This is a genomic window from Rhodospirillaceae bacterium (genome assembly GCA_018660465.1).
GTDB lineage: Bacteria > Pseudomonadota > Alphaproteobacteria > Rhodospirillales > JABJKH01 > JABJKH01.
Genome location: JABJKH010000089.1, coordinates 55,431 through 72,863, shown reverse-complemented (window position 1 = coordinate 72,863; position 17,433 = coordinate 55,431). Strand labels below are relative to the sequence as shown.

Below are 17,433 nucleotides of genomic sequence, written 5' to 3'. Positions count from 1 at the left end.
ACATGGCTGAGAATAAAATTCCTTCCGATATCAAGAAGATGTCTTACGAGGAAGCCTTGGAAGAACTCGAAGATATTGTGCGCCAATTGGAAGATGGTTCTGGCGGGCTGGATGATGGTATTAAAGCGTACGAGCGCGGCGCGATGTTAAAGCGCCACTGCGAAGCGAAATTGGCCGACGCTCAAATGAGAGTCGAAAAAATCGTCCTTAACGCTGATGGAAATCCGGAAACCGAAGACGCTGATTTGGATTAAGGACTTACTTTTGACCGATATTGTAAATTTATTAAAGGAGAAGGCGGACGCCATTGAGGACGTCTTGGACAGGTTGCTGCCTTCTGCCCAAGACCCAGAATCCCGCCTTATGGACGCCGTTCGATATTCGACGCTTGGCGGTGGCAAGCGGATCAGGCCATTTCTAGTGGTCTCTGGTGCTGCGTTGTTTTCTGTCGACGAACGTTGTGCGCTTCGCGCCGGGGCGGCGATAGAGATGATCCACTGCTATTCACTGATCCACGACGATTTGCCGGCGATGGACGATGATGATCTCCGCCGAGGTCAGCCGACGTGTCACAAAAAGTTCGACGAAGCGACGGCGATCTTGGCAGGCGATGCGTTGCTGACCAAGGCGTTCGAAATTTTGGGAGAACCGGAAACCCATGCTGACCCTGCCGTACGAGCTGAACTGGTTGTCAGCTTGGCACGTGCTTCTGGCGATGCAGGCATGGTTGGTGGGCAGATGCTGGATTTGATGGCGGAAGAACGCGAGTTGGATATACCAGAGATTACGCGCCTGCAAAGATTAAAAACGGGCGCTCTTATTAGTTTCTCATGTGAGGCAGGAGGCATCTTGGGTAAGGCCCCTGAGCCGCAACGTCATGCGCTAAAAGCCTACGCCCACGATCTTGGGCTGGCCTTTCAAATCGCCGATGATTTGCTTGATGTTGAGGGCACGGCGGAGGAAGTCGGAAAGGCCACTGGCAAGGATGAAGCCGCTGGTAAGGCGACATTTGTGTCGCTATTAGGGGTTGAAAGGGCGCGAGACCAGGCCAATATGCTAGCGGACCAAGCGTCACAACACCTTGATATCTTCGGAGAAAAGGCAGATTGTTTAAAACAATTGGCGCAATTTGTGGTAAAACGACGTACATAAGGCTAAGCGCTTAATAAAAAATAAGAATTTGCGGGAGTTGGGAGTTGACGGAAGAAGGCCAAACGCCGCTGCTGGATAAGGTGAAAATCCCAGCGGATATGAGAGATTTCTCTGTGGAGGAACTCAAGCAACTCGCGCAAGAATTGCGCGATGAAACTGTTCGTACTGTGTCACGCATCGGCGGACATCTGGGAGCCAGCCTGGGTGTCGTTGAACTGACTGTGGCAATCCATAATGTTTTCAATACGCCAGACGACCGACTGATTTGGGATGTGGGGCACCAGTCCTATCCCCACAAGATTCTAACCGGTCGTCGTGACCGTATTCATACATTACGTCAGGGCGGTGGCCTTTACGGTTTCACCAAGCGTTCTGAAAGTGAATACGACCCCTTCGGCACGGCGCACAGTTCGACCTCTATTTCTGCAGGTCTCGGCATGGCTGTGGCGCGGGATTTCCTCGGTAAAGATAATAACGTTATCTCGGTAATCGGCGATGGTGCCATGACCGGCGGCATGGCTTATGAAGCTATGAATAACGCGGGTTCCATGGACGCACGCTTGATCGTTATCCTGAATGATAACGATATGTCGATCGCACCACCGGTTGGCGCGTTGAGCGCGTATTTGTCGAAGTTGATCTCGTCCAAATCCTTCCGCTCGGTGCGCCATGTGGCCAAGGAAATGTCGAAAAAATTCCCCCGCACAATTGAAGAAGCGGCCGGGAAAGTTGATGAATACACCCGTGGCATGGTCACTGGCGGTACATTGTTTGAAGAGCTGGGACTTTATTATGTGGGTCCTGTTGATGGCCATAATCTAGATCACTTGCTGCCGGTCCTAAAGAACCTGCGTGACGACAAAGAATCTGGCCCCCTGTTGCTGCATGTGGTGACCAAGAAGGGTGCCGGCTATGAGCCTGCAGAGCAGGCCTATGATAAGTATCATGGCGTCGGCAAATTTAATGTTGTGACGGGTGAGTTGCACAAGGCCCCGGCCAATGCACCGAGCTACACCAACGTTTATGCAAAAGCCTTGATCAAGGAAGCCGAAGAAGACGAAAAGATCGTCGCAGTGACAGGCGCAATGCCGAGTGGCACGGGGCTTGATAAATTTGGCGACGTGTTTCCCGAACGGACTTTCGATGTCGGCATTGCCGAACAACACGCGGTGACGTTCTGTGCAGGCATGGCAACGGAAGGTTTCAAGCCGTTCGTGACAATATATTCGACGTTCTTGCAGCGTGCCTATGATCAAATCGTGCATGACGTTGCGATCCAGAATTTACCCGTTCGCTTCGCTATTGATCGGGCGGGCATGGTGGGTGCTGATGGTCAAACCCATGCGGGTTCGTTTGATGTAGCTTACTTGGGCTGTCTGCCGAACTTCGTGGTGATGGCGGCGGGCGACGAAGCCGAATTGATGGACATGGTAGCAACTGCTGTTGCCCATGAAGACGGACCCCTGGCGTTCCGCTATCCGCGCGGCGAAGGCGTCGGCATTGATCTGCCTGAAAAGGGAACGCCCCTGGAATTGGGCAAGGGCCGCATTATCCGCGAGGGCACCAGCGTCGCGATCTTAAGTTTTGGTGGCCGCTTGCAGGAAAGCCTGAAGGCTGCGGATGATTTGGCTGCGATGGGATTATCGACCACAGTTGCCGATGCACGCTTTGCCAAACCGTTGGATGAAGACTTAGTGCGCCGTTTGGCGAAAGACCACGAAGTCCTGATCACAATTGAAGAAGGATCAATCGGTGGATTTGGCAGCTACGTCCTGAACTTCCTGGCGTTAGATGGGTTGCTGGACGCAGGCCTTAAAGTTCGGCCGATGACCTTGCCGGATCGCTTTATTTGGCATGACAGCCCTTATAATCAGTACGAAAGCGCTGGCTTGAACGCCCATCATATTGTGGCAACGGCGCTGACGGCGTTGGGACGGGCTGACGAAATTCCACAGGGCGCAAGCGCCTAACCTCATGGCGACAAAAGGTCGGGCGAAGAAAACCCGTCTCGATCTTCTGTTGGTGGAGCGCGGGTTGGCTGAGAGCCAGACGCAGGCACAAGCCGTGATCATGGCTGGGAACGTTCTCTCAGAAACCAAGCGATTGGACAAGCCTGGCCAACAGGTCGCGCCGGACATTCAGCTGACAGTGAAAAGCCGCGAGCACCCTTGGGTTTCCAGGGGAGGGATGAAGCTGGCGCACGGTCTTGAACATTTTGAGATTGATGTTCAGGGAATGCGAGGCTTGGATATAGGCGCGTCCACTGGCGGATTTACCGATGTCTTACTAGCAGGGGGGGCCGCACATGTTGTTGCTGTTGATGTCGGCCACGGTCAATTCGATTGGAAACTTCGAAACGATCCCAAGGTCACGTTGCTAGAACGGACCAACGCCCGACATTTGACCACTGATCAAGTCCCGAACCCGCCAGATATCGTCGTTTGTGATGCGAGTTTTATTGGCTTGCGCACAGTCCTGCCTGCCGCAATGGCGCTGGCAGCATCGGGGGCCTGGCTCGTGGCTCTCATCAAGCCGCAGTTTGAGGTTGCTAAGGAGTTGGTTGAGAAAGGCGGAGTCGTTCGCGATCCCAATCTTCACCAAGAAGTTTGCGACGAGATCAGCGGGTGGCTTGATCAATTACCGGATTGGCAGGTGATGGGCGTGTCCGAAAGTCCAGTGTTAGGGCCTGAAGGCAATAAAGAGTTTTTGGTCGCGGCGCGGAAAAAAGCTGAGGCTCACTCTCCGAACTGAGCGCGCTGTAACAGCATCTGATCAGCTAACACACAGGCCATCATGGCCTCGACGACAGGCACACCGCGAATGCCAACGCAGGGGTCGTGGCGGCCTTTGGTGACGATGTCGGTGTTTTCACCTTGAACAGTCACTGTCTTCCGAGGGATCAGGATAGAACTGGTTGGTTTGATAGCAACACGCGCGACGATATCTTGACCTGTCGAAATACCGCCCAGCATGCCACCGGCATTATTCGACAGAAACTCAACAGCGCCGTCCTTCATCCGCATCTCATCAGCATTTTCTTCACCGGTCAGGGCAGCCGCTCCAAAACCTGCGCCGATTTCCACGCCCTTGGCGGCGGGAATATTCATCAGGGCATGCGCAATCACACCATCGAGTTTATCAAATAATGGCGAGCCCAACCCAACAGGAACGCCGGAGCAAACCACTTCAATTACTGCCCCGGTACTGGACCCCGCCTTGCGGATGCCGTCTAAGTACGTCGCCCAGGTTTCTGCAGCCGCAGCATCAGGGCTCCAAAACGGATTTTGTGCGCACTGATCCCAATCCCAGTTATTTCGGTCGATTTCGTGGGGACCGATTTGGATCAGGGCTGCGCGGATGGAAACGCCGTCGCCTAAGATTTTCCGCGCAATGGCACCGGCGGCAACCCGCATTGCCGTCTCGCGTGCGCTGGAACGACCACCACCGCGATAGTCTCGAAAACCGTATTTCTTGAAATAGGTATAGTCCGCGTGTCCAGGTCTGAACTTGTCTTTAATATCACCGTAATCCTTGGACCGGGTGTCCTGGTTCTCAATCAAAAGGCCAATTGGCGTGCCTGTTGTTTGGCCTTCAAACACACCAGAAAGAATCTTCACCTGATCGGGTTCTTTACGCTGGGTGGTGTACTTGGATTGACCGGGCTTGCGTTTATCCAAATAAATTTGAATATCAGGCTCGGATAACTCAATGCCCGACGGCACGCCATCAACAATGCAGCCGATGGCCGGGCCATGGCTTTCGCCGAAGGTCTGAACGCTAAAGAGTGTACCGTATGAGTTGCCGGGCATCAGACAGTCGAAATATCAGGCGCGTCGACGGCCTTCATCCCAACAATGTGGTAGCCACAATCGACATGATGGGTTTCGCCGGTCACGCCGCCAGAAAGATCGCTTAGCAGGTACAGCCCCGCACCCCCGACATCATCCAACGTTACATTGCGCCGGAGCGGTGAATTGAATTCGTTCCACTTGAGAATGTAGCGGAAATCCCCGATGCCACTGGATGCCAGGGTTTTCATTGGTCCAGCGGAAAGTGCGTTAACGCGAATGCCGTCACTGCCCAGATCTTCAGCTAAATAACGCACGCTGGCCTCTAGCGCTGCTTTGGCGACGCCCATGACGTTGTAATGCGGCACGACCCGTTCGCCGCCCAAATAAGTCAGGGTCAAAAGGCTGCCGCCTTCGGTCATGATCGGTGCCGCGCGCTGGCAAATGGCGGTGAACGAATAGCACGAAATCATCATGCTCTGGGAAAAGTTTTCCAGGCTGGTATCGACATAACGACCCTTAAGCTCGTCCTTATCGGAATAGGCGATGGCATGAAGAACAAAGTCTAGCTTGCCCCATTTCTCACGAAGATTGTCGAAGAGCGCATCTACGCTGTTCAAATTGGTGACGTCACACGGGAAGACCGTATCCGAACCAAGCGATTCGGCGAGCGGCTCGACGCGTTTTTTCAGGGCTTCCCCTTGATAGGTAAAGGCGAGTTCAGCACCCTGCGCATGGGCCGCCTTGGCAATGCCCCACGCAATGGAGCGATCATTCGCCACGCCCATGATCAGACCTTTTTTTCCGGCCATTAATGGCTGCGTACCCGTCATCGAAACCTCACATGCCCAATTCGTCGTTTGGGTTTGCCTCTGAAGCGGTGAAAAACCAGCGTAGGTTTATCTCTCAGTCAAAAGCACCCGGTACGTAGGCCTTAAACGATGGGACCAAGATGGTCAATGTCGAGGCGGCTAAACTTTTGTTTCAATTTGTGAATTCTACGTGAGTTGGTAGAATCAAGTCTCTTGCTTGGCAGGTGATTTTGGCCGGCCCACGTCGTATGTATGATCCGGCCCCCAGCGTTTTACGAAATCGGTAAATTCGCCATCGGTCTTTTTGGGGAGGACGACTTTGAGTTCGATGTATTGGTCGCCCCGGGTTTTTCCTGTTGGCTTTTGCAGGCCCTTGCCTTTCAGACGTAGAACTGTGCCGGTATTGGAGCCTTCCGGAATCGTCACCGTTACAGGGCCATCAATCGTGGGAACCTCAATCTTAGCCCCCATAACGGCCTCTTGCAGCGTAACTGGAATGCTTACCTTTAGATTGTGACCGTCACGGCTGAATAGAGAGTCCGGTTTGACCCGAATTTCGACGTGGGCATCGCCGTTTGCACCGCCACCAATACCCTCCATACCTTGACCTTTTAATCGTAAAATTTGGCCATCTTCGGTGCCTGGGGGAACGTTGACCTCCAGACGCTTGCCGGTTGTCATGCTGACTCGTTTTTTGGCCCCCTTGGCGGCAGTCGCAAAATCTACCGTCAGGGTATAAGTGACATTGGTTCCTTTAATCTTCAGGGGATTTTCTGATTTGGTCGCTCGTTGCCGGAAGAAACGATCGAACGGACGCTTCGCCGATGATTTTGGTCCTTGGCGTTGCCGGGGTTTGGACTGGGGCTTGCGACGCGACCCGGTCATGGTGATTTCATCCCGGTCGAATTGATTCCGCGTGTCTTGATTAGACAGTAAATTATAGGCTGCGGAGATGTCCTTGAAGACATCCTCGGCCTTAGGATCGTCAGGCCGTTTGTCTGGATGAAGTTCCTGCGCTTTTTCCCGATAGGCTTTCTTTATTTGTGTCTGACTGGCATTTGTCGAGACGCCAAGGATTTGATACGGGTTTTTCATAGAATGGCTACGGCCTGCACATGAGTTAAAAAGAAGTCGTTCCGAGCGCCAGCATAAAACGCCTCAAAGCATAAAACACCCTAACTGGCATTTTATGCATGCAAGAATTGTTCCGGAATTCTCCGAAAGGAGCCTATTTTTGAATCCTCCAGGTGCCGTCTGCTTGGCGGCATGCGGTGCCATAGGCTTCCTCGTATTTTCCACCCACGTTAATTGTCGTCTTATATTCGCGGCAATAATTGCCGGTCTGCCGATCCGTGCCATCGCGGGTTGGTGTGAAGGTGCCGGAGTTGCCGCTGTCAGGATTGTTCCAAGCGATGGTTTTTCCAACGGGGGTTGTGTGGGCTTCTTCTTGAGCGCGTTCCGCCCGTGCTCTATCGGCAGCGTCCAACTGCTGTCCAAGTTTACTGCCTAAGTAGGCACCGCCGAGGGCACCAAGTGCAACAGCGGCGAGCCGTCCTTTGCCGCCACCAACGCGAGAGCCGACCAGGGCGCCAAGACCGGCACCGACCAAAGTGCCGATCCCTTCTTTATTGACGGTTCCGTCCTGGGCACAGGCTCCCAAAAGGCTGGCGCTGAGCAGGACGACGGTGAGGTTTTTAAACTTCATGATAGGTTACTCCATACAATTTATAATGTCGGCTCCTGAACGAGAGCCCTCTTGTCCCCACTTATGGAAGGATTTTACACGTTTTTAGCCAAAATGGATTAAGAAACTGAAGTTTTAATTATTCTTACCGATAGCGCTTTTACAATGCTTTAGCCAAGCTATATTAGGGAGGAATGTGTTAAATTTTTGTTCGGCCTTTTTAATACCATGAGCATACCAGATTCCGAGGACCCAATCAGCCTATTTGATACGTGGTTTGCCGAGGCTGAGGCTGCCGAGCCCAGCCTTGCGACCGCTTGTTGTCTGGCGACCGCTGATTCCAAAGGTATACCGTCGGCCCGTATGGTTCTATTAAAGGACGCGGACGCCGAAGGATTTGTATTCTATACCAATCAGGAAAGCCGAAAGGGCGACGAACTTCTCAGTAACCCCCATGCAGCGCTTTGTTTTCACTGGAAGTCGTTGCAGCGCCAAGTGCGTGTCGAAGGTACGGTTGAGCAGGTAACTGATGAAGAAGCCGACGCTTATTTCGCCACCCGACCCCGTGGCGCGCAAATCGGTGCTTGGGCGTCAAAACAGTCACGCGCACTGGCAGGGGGGTTTGAGTTGGAAAAGCGGATTGCCGAATATACTGCGAAATTTCACATCGGCACGATACCGCGGCCGGAATTCTGGTGCGGATTTCGGATTAGACCGACGGCAATCGAATTTTGGGAAGAACAATTGTTCCGACTGCATGATAGGTTAGTATACACACGCACCGAAACTGGATGGACAACGGAGCGGTTATTCCCGTGACCGATACTTCGACGATTAGTGATGCGGCCAGTCGTGATGCGAATGGCGGCGTCTCAGCAATGATTCCCGTTGAATCTCAACGTCTTTTGCGGCTGGCGACCTATGCGTCTGTCAGTGTCGCGGCAGTTTTGATCGTTTGCAAATTCGGCGCTTGGTTGGTTACCGATTCGGTAAGTTTGTTGTCGACGATGATCGATTCCATGCTCGATGTGTTGGCGTCGCTGGTTAATTTGATTGCCGTTCGGCATGCGTTGCAACCGGCCGACCGTGAACACCGGTTTGGCCATGGAAAGGCGGAACCCTTGGCGGGTTTGGCACAAGCAGCGTTTATTTCTGGTTCTGCAGTGTTTTTGGTCTTGGAGTCGGCGGAACGTTTGATCCACCCAAGGGACATTACCAGTACCGATGTCGGTCTGATCGTGATGGTCTTTTCCATCGTCTTGACCTTGGTGCTGGTTGGGTTTCAGCGCTATGTGGTGGCAAAGACTGGATCTGTCGCGATCAAGGCAGATTCGCTTCATTACCAGACCGATGTTTTGGTCAACCTGAGCGTGATTGTCTCGTTGCTGCTCGCCTCAAAACTGGGGTGGACGCTTGCTGACCCTATCTTCGCCATTGGGATCGTAGCCTATATTGTTTGGGGCGCTTTAAAAATTGGTCGAAGTTCGCTTGATCTTCTCATGGATCATGAACTGCCGGACATAGATCGCACCCGTATTCGTGATATTTCCCTGTCCCATACGGGTGTCATTGATATCCACGATTTACGGACGCGCTCATCGGGCCAGCAGACATTTATCCAACTACATCTAGAAATGGACGGAAATATGACGTTGTTTGATGCCCATGAAATATCAGATGCGGTAGAGCTTTCTCTTCAAGAGGCATTTCCAACGGCCGAAGTTCTCATCCACGAAGATCCAGAAGGCATCGAAGAACACAGGGCTGAATTTCAATAGTGGGCGCGTCCATGGAAAACGATCAACTCCCTGTTGTCGAATTCCTCTCAAAGCCAGAAGCGTATGGTGAGCACGGCCTTACGGTCGAGCGCGTAGAAACCCATATATCCGAAATTTTCCTTATCAAAGATCGCGCCTATAAGCTGAAGCGGGCCGTGCGGTTTCCGTATTTGGATTTTGATACGCGGGAAAAACGACGCATCGCGTGCGAAGCGGAAGTCACAATCAACCGCCGGACGGCACCGCAATTGTATTTGGGTGTTAAGGCTGTTGTCCGCCGAGAGGATGGCAAGCTCGCGCTTGATGGAGAGGGGGAGGTTCTCGATTGGCTGGTGGAAATGGTGCGCTTTGATCAGAACTATTTGTTTGATCGATTGGCGCTTAAGGGTTCTTTGGATCGCCGGATCATGGAGGAGTTAGGAGACGTCATCGCTACGTTTCATGGCTTGGCGGAGCCTGTATCGAAGGCAGGAGGCTTGGCTGGATTGGCAATGATCGCGGATAACAACGCAGCGTGTTTTGCCCAGTTCGGCGTAGGTATTCTGGACGCTGAAAAGGTAGCGCACCTAAATCAGGAGCTTAAGCGCCAGATTAATGGACTGGGCCCGATTTTAGATGCCCGCAAGCAGAACGGACAGGTTCGCCACTGTCATGGCGACCTGCATCTTCGCAATATTTGTCTTCTAGACGGCAGGCCAACCTTGTTTGATGCCATCGAATTCAGCCGTGATTTTTCTGATATCGACGTTCTTTATGATCTGGCGTTTTTGTTGATGGATTTGGATCATAGGGACCTACGCGGTCTCGCCAACGTTTGCTTTAACCGATACATGGATCTCACGGGAGAAGGCGAGGCGCTGGGATGTATGCCGATCTTTATGGCTGTGCGCGCATCAATCCGATCTCATGTGGCTCTCGCAGCAGCTCAGAACTTAAGCGATCCTTCGGGAGCACAAGCTCTTCACAATGAGGCAGCGCAATATTTAGAGATGGCGATTGGCTATCTGGAGTCCCATTCGCCTCGGTTAATTGCGGTCGGTGGTTTGTCTGGCAGCGGAAAATCTCATGCAGCACGGGAGATTGCATCGCTTATTGGTTGTGCGCCAGGAGCCCGAGTGCTGCGCAGCGATGTTTTGCGTAAGCGGCTGATGGGATGCCATCCATTGGATCGCCTAGGTCCAGAAGGTTATACACCTGACGTAACCTCAAAAACCTTTCAAACTCTCTATGCGGAGGTCGAAACGGCTTTGAAAACAGGGCACAGCGTGATCGCGGACGCGGTATTCTCAAATACAGAACAGCGGGACGCCATCGCCCGCGTCGCAGAAAAATTAGGCGTACCCTTTCAAGGACTTTGGTTGGAAGCCCCCTTGGAGGTCATGGTACAACGGGTGACTGATCGCAAGGCCAACGCTTCGGACGCTAAGGCAGACATTGTCCAACTTCAAACCGGCTACAATCTGGGCGATATCTCCTGGTCCCGAATAGATAGTTCCGGGACGCGGCGAGAAACCTTGGGTAAATTGAGCTCTGTGCTGGGAATTTGATTCATATCAATGTGTTAATAGTGCGAAGCGCTTATGATAATAACTAGAATATGAGGAAAGTTTGCACGCAGGGATAATAAATCAGTTATGATGGTATGTTGGCTGAAACCTGAGACGAAGGAGTGAGGTATGACGATTAAGAATATCCTGGTTCCCCTTGATGGTACAGATGCGACACGCCCGGCGTTGGAAATCGCTTTGTCGATCGCGCGCAAGGTAAAGTCTCATGTTGATGTTTTGCACGTAAAGACTGATTCGAAATCCGTTGTGCCGCTTTTGGGCGAAGGTATGTCCGGCAACATGATCGAAGAAATGATCGAATTTGCTGAAAAAGAAACGGAAGAACGCTCGACAAACGCACGCGCCTTATTTGAGTCCAAGTGCAGTGAGATGGGTATTCCAGTGGCGAGTGCGCCGGATGGAAATGGTCCCTCCGCCAGATGGGTTGAGAAAGTGGGTCGAGAGGAAGAGATCGTCGCTAAAATGGGACGACTTGCCGACATGATTGTCGTGCCTCTGCCGGGGACTGATCCGGAGCCGTCCGTGGCCATGACAGTAAATGCCGCTTTATTTGAGACCGGTCGGTTGGTTCTGCTGGCACCAGCCAAGGCACCGCAAGACTTTGGTGAAAAAGCGGCTATCGCTTGGAACGGCAGTGTTCAATCTGCACGCGCGTTGACGGCGGCAATGCCGTTGATTGAAAGTGCGAAATCGACAGTGATCATGACCGCGGCAAGTCATAGGACAGAGGCAGAAGGTGCCTCGCAACTGGCCGAGTCTTTGGAATGGCGCGGGTTAGCGGTTGAGACTCAAGTCCTCGAAGAAGGCGCTGGCCCGGTAGGTTCAGAATTGCTGAAGGCCTGCCAGGAAAACGGCACCGATTTTATTGTGATGGGAGCATACACCCGGTCTCGGCTGCGCCAATGGATTTTGGGCGGTGTGACCAGTTACGTTCTTGAAAACGCCGAGTTGCCTGTTCTGATGGCACGTTAAAGTTAAAATAACTCCCCCTGCCGGGGTGGTGGGGGGACGTTTTCGTTTGCGGTAAGGTTCAGCAATTCGTCGGGTTCTAAATAAGAAGAAACTGACGCAAATGGTGTCTTGGGGTCCAGCCAGGCCCGTTCCCCTTCAACTGAAAGAATCACCGGCATACGGCTGTGAATATGCTGGATTGAAGGGATCGGCGCCGAGGTCACGATGGTAAAGTGAGTCCCGTCTGTCAGGCCGGCGAAAGCGAAGACAGGGTGATCTTTGCACCCAATGTAATTCTTCAGCTTGCTGGACCCGTCTTTTCGCCATTCGTAGTAGCCATTGGCGGGCACCAGACAGCGCCTCTCCAACAACGGGCGAAAGGTTTGTTTTTGCGCCAGGGTTTCGGCGCGGGCATTAATCAAGGGTTTGCCGTCCCAGGGGGCAGGAATCCCCCATTTAAGCGCGCTCAACGTGCCCTCCCATATGACAGGCGCTTGATTGGTTGGCCGAAGATCTTGTTGTGGGATTTGAAAATCGACCCCGGAAATACCGAAGCGCGCTGTTAGGTCATCTATTTTGACCGATACGGTATAGCAAGAGCACATGATCTCACTTAAGTGACAGAAACAGACTGCCGCTTCAAGCGCTCCCCTCATTTGCTGGCAACAGACATGCATTTGTCCTAACCTGCCCTCTATGGAAAATGACGACAGAAAAACAGTAATTGTAACCGGCGCCAGCCGCGGGATCGGTCACGCAACGGCGATGCTATTTTTGGAGCGCGGATGGCGAATTATTACCTGTTCACGAGATGATGTACCGGAAGAATGCAAGCGTGACCCCAATTGGACCTGTCATATCCCGACGGACTTAGCCGATGCGGACAGCATTGCCGAGTTCGTCAAACAAGCAAACGAACAGCTGGGCGATGCCCCCCTTCATGGCCTCGTAAACAACGCCGGCATGTCGCCGAAAACATCCTACAAGGAACGCCTCGGTTGTTTGAACGGCGACTTGGAGGCCTGGCGTGAGGTCTTTGAGACGAATTTTTATGCCCCCTTGCGGCTTTCACGTGGGTTTGCGTCGGCGCTCCACAAAGGAAAGGGTGCAATTGTTAATATCACCTCCATTGCTGGGCATATGATCCACCCCTTTGCAGGATCGGCTTACTCCATTTCCAAGTCGGCATTGTCAGCCCTGACCCGAGAGCTCGCTAATGAGATGGCTGCCCTGGATGTTCGGGTTAACGCGGTCGCCCCCGGTGAAATTGAAACCGACATGGTTCAGCCAGAGTACGAAGCATTAATCCCACGCATTCCCTTGAACAGAATGGGGGCCCCTGGAGACGTTGCGGGCACGGTGTATTACCTGTGCTCGGATGATTCTGCTTATGTTACGGGGACCGAGGTCTGGATTACCGGTGGGCAGCATCTTTTTTAGGGCTTCGAATTATTGAAAAATTAACGGCCTAGGCTGTTAATATGCTAGATTCATACCACAAATGTAGCGTGGGATAATTGGGCATTGAGTTTGGGGTGGTCCGCTATGGCTAAAACCAGTACCGATCAAAATAATCAGGATCAGGCACCGTCGGGCGACGACGATCTGCTCACAGCTAAAGACGAGCTGTGGAACCTACCTGAGGAAAGCCGTGAGGCCGCTCTTGCCGCGGCTGAAGACGAAAGCCTGTTTCCGCGTTGGACGGCACCGTTTTATTTGCGGTACCGGCTGTTCAGTATCGCCGGAATGGTGCTGACCGTTGGCTGGCTGGCTCCCGTTATCTTTTACATTGATCAGTATATGGGCTGGGAAAACCTGCCACATTTGCAGCCCTATGAGCTTGCGGCTATGGCGGCCGGGGTAACAACGCCGATTGCACTGTTATGGATGGTCATTGCATTGTTTGAACGGGGGCGTCAGACGCGCCACGAATCTGAGGCGCTACGCTGGTACCTGCGGCGTCTCATTTACCCAACCGACAAGTCCGAATCCCGAATGCGGGAGATTAGCGAATCGCTGCGTCGTCAGTCGCGTGATCTTTCCAAGGCTTCGGACGAAGCGTCTGAGCGGGCAGAAGGTATCTACGAATTAATCCGCCAGCAGGTCGTCGGGCTGTCGAAGGTCTCCGAGGATGCGGACCTTCGTGCGCAAGCCATTGCAGAAGTACTGAAGCGTCAGACTGAAGACCTGAGTGATGTATCCGAAAAGGCAACGGTTCGCGCGCGTGATGTCGGCGAGGTTCTGCACAAGCAGTCTCATGATCTGGCAACGACGGCGGACCGGGCGTCGGCGCGGGCGGAAAACCTAAGCGAATTGCTGCACCGACGGGGCGACGAACTGAGCCAAGCGGCAGAACAGGCCTCAGCCCTATCATTGGAAACGGCCTCTACGTTTGATCAGCGCACGGACCGCCTTGATGAAATAACCAATCAGTCCATCACGCGCGTAGAAGATATAGGCGACATATTGGAAGGTCGCGTTCGAGAGCTTTTGGAAGCCTCAGATACCGCAGCGGCGCGTGTCGATGAGACGGCTGGAGTGTTGGACGAGCACACGGATAACCTGGCAAAGCGTACTGAGGGCGTGACAGCACAAGCTCAGGTCATTGGACAGGTCCTCCATCGACAAATGCAAGACTTGGCTGATACCGCGAAAACGGTAGCCATACATTCATCTGAGATAGAGACCAACTTGGGGCGGCAAACGGGCTACCTGAGTGAAACATCGGAAAAAGTAACAGATAACGTTCGCCAAATCGGCGATAACCTGACGGAACAGGCCCGTCAATTGTCTGCGACATCAGAGAACGTTTCGCTTCGCATGACGGCAACAGGCAATGAGTTCCGACGTCAGGCCGGAGAATTGGAAGATGCCTCTGATCGGGTGGCAAGCCGTACCGATGGTGTTAGTGACCGGTTACGCCAGACGATGCATGATCTTTCAATCGCCTCTGAAAAGGTGCTTCAAGATGTTGAGCAAGTCGGCGACTCGCTCCGTAAAAGGTCAGATGATTTAGGCGAGGCGTCTGAAAAGGCCATCGGAGTTGTGACGGAAGTTGGCGACAGCCTGATGAGCCGTGCCGACGATTTGTCAAAGGCATCGACCCATAGTGTGCTTCGTATCAACGTTGCGGGCGAAGCTTTGCGCCAACGCGCACAAGATGTTGTTGAAACTGCAGACAAGTCCAGCACCCATGTCGGTCAGTTGACGGATGCTTTGAGGGTGACCCATCAGGACTTGGTTCAGAGCGCGGACAAGGGCGAAGCCCGTATGACAGTCATGACGGAGGCGATCAGCGCAGGAACAAAGGGACTCGAACACAGCGCAACGCGGACCAACAGCCTTGCGGAAGCCTTCGGCAAACAGTTGCGCGATATTACAGAATTATCCGAAACGTCGTCGGAGAAGATTAAGGACCTCGGAACGGATATACGCGAGCGAACTCAGGAACTCGCGGCCAGTGCCGAAGGAGCGCAGGGAAAAATTTCAGACGTTGCCCAAGCACTGAGTGAACAATCGGAAAGTCTTACTGGGGCGTCTGACAATGCGACCCAGCGTTTGGAAAGTTCTCGTGAACAAATGCTGCAAGGCGCTGATGAACTGGTGGAATTGTCAAATCGGTCCGATCTTAGATTGCGGAGCCTGGGTGAGCGCATTCGTGTGTCCTTGTCTGGATTGGTCTCTGCTTCCGAAGATGCGACAACTCGTCTCGAGGAATCTGGCCAGTCCATGCGGCAACATACCGAAGTTTTGACCACGTCAGTCGAAAGGGCCATTGGCGATGTGGGGCAATTGGGCACTTCCCTGGATGATCGTTCGACGGACGTCGCAACAGCCACGGACCGGGCGGCAAAACTGGTTGGCTTGGTAACCGACGCCTTGAAACGGCAGACGGAAGACTTGGAAAGTGCCTCTGAGCACGCAACCAAACAAATCGGGCATATGGGCGAGTCCTTAGTCTCACAGTCAAGGGACTTGCGTACGCAAGCCGATGAGACCGCGTCCAGCTTAGCCATCGCTGGCTCCGAAGTTCACGACCAGACAAAGAGTTTACATGAGGCATCTGACCAATTACGCCACCGCATGGCCAACTCAAGCCAGCGTCTTCAAGACGGCGCGAATGCCCTAAACCATGCCTCGGAAGCTGCCGGTGAAAGTATCGATGGTGTTGCTGAAAAGTTGAACAGTCATTCGACGACCGCAACACAGGCCAGCGAACGCGCCACCCGGCAGTTAAATGAAATGGGCGAACGGTTGCACAACCAAGCGGCGGAATTGGACACAACCATGGACCGAGCCGTCATTCGTGTGGATGAAGCAGGGAGCCTGCTCGGTACTCGATCTGAGGAATTAACATCTGCATATGATCAGGCCTCAGAGCATTTGAAGGCGTTCGGGGATTCCTTGAATAAGAATGCCTCTGGTCTCACCACCACATCGAACGATGCTGCTGACCGATTGGGTCAGGTTGGCGATAGGCTGCAAGAGCGCTGGCAGGATATTTATCTTACTGTCGATAAGGCCGCCAGCTTGATTACCTTAGTGACCGATGCGCTGCATCGTAATTCAGGTGAGCTGACTGAAACTGCCGAAGCCGCGGTTGGAAAAGTGAGCCACATTAGTAAAGAGCTAAAAGCGCGCTCGCAGGAAATAGAAAGCCTGACCGAACGCGCCTTTGACCGGTTAAAAGGAGTTGGAAAAGGACTGGCTGACCGCGCCCGTGAATTGACTCAGACGTCCAAGCAAGCGTCTTGGGAAGTCGATGCCGCCGCACATACCTTGGATGAACGTTCCAAAGAACTTACCGGAACCACAGAAAATGCGCTCGCACGATTGGCGCGGGTAGCGAGTTCTCTGACGATGCGTTCTGATGAAGCAATGAAGGCGACGGAACAGAATATTTCTAAGCTCGATGTCGTTGGGAAAAAATTACAGGATTATTCTCAGGAATCGGCGAACTCAGCTGAGCGAATTGTCGGCGATATTGATTCCGCTCATGGAGCACTCCGTCAACGAATGCGCGAATTGATGGATGCCTACTACAATACCAAGGTGGGGATGGAGGCTCTTGGCGAGACTTTGGGAAAACGCGCCCAGGACGTTGGGACAATTTCGGCGCAGGCTATTTCCAAGGTGGAGGCCTGGGATAAGTCGGTTGAGAATCACGTCGAAGCCCTGCTCAAGTCATCAAGCAAAGTGGCACATCATGGCCAGGCCGTGACCAAGGCGTTGTCCGGTCAAACGGCGGAGCTTAAAGAAGCCTCTCAGACTGCCCAAACGCTGGTTACATCCTTGAAGAGCCAAACAGACAAGGTTGCAATGGATGATTTTCTTCATCGCGCGACCTTCATTTTGGAGCGTTTGCAGTCTGTTGCCGTCGATATGAACCGGGTGCTGGAAACCAACATCAGTGAAGACGACTGGGCGCGCTTTAACCGTGGGGAAAAGGGTGTGTTTGTCCGCAAGATGCTGGGCTTCAGGGAAAAAGGTCGCCTTGCAGCGATCCAGCAGAAATTCCAGGAAGATGGCGAGTTCCGCGAATACACCAACCGCTACATGACTCAGTTTGCCGAGATGTTGGCGGAGGCCCGCAAGCGTGACCATGACGGCGTCCTTAGCACGACATTCCTGTCCTCAGACATGGGCAAAGTCTATATGATCCTGTCGCGTGCGCTCGGGCGGGAAGTTTAGGGACAAATT

General features: G+C 53.1%; 15 protein-coding genes. 10 read left to right on the top strand and 5 right to left on the bottom strand.

The annotated features are described in order from the left end of the window. Nucleotides 1-2: 2 nt before the first annotated feature. Genes HOM51_14485 through HOM51_14470 form a run of 4 tightly spaced genes read left to right on the top strand, consistent with a single transcriptional unit; the run spans nt 3 to nt 3,903 of the window. On the top strand, nt 3-254 hold the full coding sequence (locus tag HOM51_14485; GenBank protein ID MBT5035716.1) for an exodeoxyribonuclease VII small subunit: 252 nt from the start codon (nt 3-5) through the stop codon (nt 252-254). Beyond that, a complete protein-coding gene (locus tag HOM51_14480; protein MBT5035715.1) occupies nt 217-1,152 on the top strand; it encodes a polyprenyl synthetase family protein in 936 nt (311 codons plus the stop codon). Before HOM51_14485 ends, HOM51_14480 begins: the two co-directional genes overlap by 38 nt. Before the next feature lie 44 nt (nt 1,153-1,196). Continuing rightward, nucleotides 1,197-3,122 carry a 1-deoxy-D-xylulose-5-phosphate synthase gene (locus tag HOM51_14475; GenBank protein MBT5035714.1) on the top strand — a complete coding sequence of 642 codons (1,926 nt, stop codon included), beginning with the start codon at nt 1,197-1,199 and terminating at the stop codon, nt 3,120-3,122. 4 nt (nt 3,123-3,126) lie between these two features. After that, entirely contained in the window at nt 3,127-3,903 is a 777-nt protein-coding gene (locus HOM51_14470; protein MBT5035713.1) for a TlyA family RNA methyltransferase, read from the top strand. Here HOM51_14470 and aroC read toward each other — a convergent pair. The 4 genes from aroC to HOM51_14450 form a co-directional block, all read right to left on the bottom strand. Next, entirely contained in the window at nt 3,888-4,961 is a 1,074-nt protein-coding gene (gene aroC, locus HOM51_14465) for a chorismate synthase (protein ID MBT5035712.1), read from the bottom strand. The genes HOM51_14470 and aroC overlap by 16 nt on opposite strands. After that, nucleotides 4,961-5,773 (bottom strand): enoyl-ACP reductase FabI, encoded by an 813-nt coding sequence (fabI, locus tag HOM51_14460; protein ID MBT5035711.1) that lies wholly within the window; start codon nt 5,771-5,773, stop codon nt 4,961-4,963. The genes aroC and fabI overlap by 1 nt, the downstream gene beginning before the upstream one ends. A 183-nt stretch (nt 5,774-5,956) precedes the next feature. Then, entirely contained in the window at nt 5,957-6,847 is an 891-nt protein-coding gene (locus HOM51_14455) for a DnaJ domain-containing protein (protein ID MBT5035710.1), read from the bottom strand. Between the two features lie 133 nt (nt 6,848-6,980). Beyond that, on the bottom strand, nt 6,981-7,457 hold the full coding sequence (locus HOM51_14450) for a glycine zipper 2TM domain-containing protein (GenBank protein ID MBT5035709.1): 477 nt from the start codon (nt 7,455-7,457) through the stop codon (nt 6,981-6,983). Nucleotides 7,458-7,664: 207 nt separating this feature from the next. Between HOM51_14450 and pdxH the strand changes: the two genes are divergently transcribed. The 4 genes from pdxH to HOM51_14430 all read left to right on the top strand — a co-directional run bounded on the left by pdxH (nt 7,665) and on the right by HOM51_14430 (nt 11,754). Beyond that, on the top strand, nt 7,665-8,255 hold the full coding sequence (gene pdxH, locus HOM51_14445; protein MBT5035708.1) for a pyridoxamine 5'-phosphate oxidase: 591 nt from the start codon (nt 7,665-7,667) through the stop codon (nt 8,253-8,255). Nucleotides 8,256-8,314: 59 nt separating this feature from the next. Further along, nucleotides 8,315-9,214: a cation diffusion facilitator family transporter gene (locus tag HOM51_14440; protein MBT5035707.1), complete on the top strand. Its 900-nt coding sequence runs from the start codon at nt 8,315-8,317 to the stop codon at nt 9,212-9,214. Nucleotides 9,215-9,225: 11 nt separating this feature from the next. After that, nucleotides 9,226-10,761 carry an AAA family ATPase gene (locus HOM51_14435; protein MBT5035706.1) on the top strand — a complete coding sequence of 512 codons (1,536 nt, stop codon included), beginning with the start codon at nt 9,226-9,228 and terminating at the stop codon, nt 10,759-10,761. A 129-nt stretch (nt 10,762-10,890) separates the two neighbouring features. After that, a complete protein-coding gene (locus HOM51_14430) occupies nt 10,891-11,754 on the top strand; it encodes a universal stress protein (protein MBT5035705.1) in 864 nt (287 codons plus the stop codon). Nucleotides 11,755-11,756: 2 nt separating this feature from the next. On the opposite strand, the gene HOM51_14425 is transcribed toward HOM51_14430, so the two are convergent. Continuing rightward, nucleotides 11,757-12,338, bottom strand: a complete 582-nt coding sequence (locus tag HOM51_14425) for an SOS response-associated peptidase (GenBank protein MBT5035704.1) — start codon at nt 12,336-12,338, stop codon at nt 11,757-11,759. Nucleotides 12,339-12,429: 91 nt separating this feature from the next. Between HOM51_14425 and HOM51_14420 the strand changes: the two genes are divergently transcribed. Beyond that, nucleotides 12,430-13,173 carry an SDR family oxidoreductase gene (locus HOM51_14420; protein MBT5035703.1) on the top strand — a complete coding sequence of 248 codons (744 nt, stop codon included), beginning with the start codon at nt 12,430-12,432 and terminating at the stop codon, nt 13,171-13,173. Nucleotides 13,174-13,278: 105 nt separating this feature from the next. Continuing rightward, entirely contained in the window at nt 13,279-17,424 is a 4,146-nt protein-coding gene (locus HOM51_14415; GenBank protein MBT5035702.1) for a hypothetical protein, read from the top strand. Nucleotides 17,425-17,433 lie beyond the last annotated feature (9 nt).

What these genes read in the sequence shown, in the direction of transcription:
- HOM51_14485 (MBT5035716.1), top strand. Translation starts at nt 3, where the DNA reads ATGGCTGAGAATAAAATTCCTTCCGATATCAAGAAGATGTCTTACGAG.
- HOM51_14480 (MBT5035715.1), top strand. Translation starts at nt 217, where the DNA reads ATGGAAATCCGGAAACCGAAGACGCTGATTTGGATTAAGGACTTACTT.
- HOM51_14470 (MBT5035713.1), top strand. Translation starts at nt 3,127, where the DNA reads ATGGCGACAAAAGGTCGGGCGAAGAAAACCCGTCTCGATCTTCTGTTG.
- aroC (MBT5035712.1), bottom strand. Translation starts at nt 4,961, where the DNA reads ATGCCCGGCAACTCATACGGTACACTCTTTAGCGTTCAGACCTTCGGC.
- fabI (MBT5035711.1), bottom strand. Translation starts at nt 5,773, where the DNA reads ATGACGGGTACGCAGCCATTAATGGCCGGAAAAAAAGGTCTGATCATG.
- HOM51_14455 (MBT5035710.1), bottom strand. Translation starts at nt 6,847, where the DNA reads ATGAAAAACCCGTATCAAATCCTTGGCGTCTCGACAAATGCCAGTCAG.
- HOM51_14450 (MBT5035709.1), bottom strand. Translation starts at nt 7,457, where the DNA reads ATGAAGTTTAAAAACCTCACCGTCGTCCTGCTCAGCGCCAGCCTTTTG.
- pdxH (MBT5035708.1), top strand. Translation starts at nt 7,665, where the DNA reads ATGAGCATACCAGATTCCGAGGACCCAATCAGCCTATTTGATACGTGG.
- HOM51_14440 (MBT5035707.1), top strand. Translation starts at nt 8,315, where the DNA reads ATGATTCCCGTTGAATCTCAACGTCTTTTGCGGCTGGCGACCTATGCG.
- HOM51_14435 (MBT5035706.1), top strand. Translation starts at nt 9,226, where the DNA reads ATGGAAAACGATCAACTCCCTGTTGTCGAATTCCTCTCAAAGCCAGAA.
- HOM51_14430 (MBT5035705.1), top strand. Translation starts at nt 10,891, where the DNA reads ATGACGATTAAGAATATCCTGGTTCCCCTTGATGGTACAGATGCGACA.
- HOM51_14425 (MBT5035704.1), bottom strand. Translation starts at nt 12,338, where the DNA reads ATGTGCTCTTGCTATACCGTATCGGTCAAAATAGATGACCTAACAGCG.
- HOM51_14420 (MBT5035703.1), top strand. Translation starts at nt 12,430, where the DNA reads ATGGAAAATGACGACAGAAAAACAGTAATTGTAACCGGCGCCAGCCGC.
- HOM51_14415 (MBT5035702.1), top strand. Translation starts at nt 13,279, where the DNA reads ATGGCTAAAACCAGTACCGATCAAAATAATCAGGATCAGGCACCGTCG.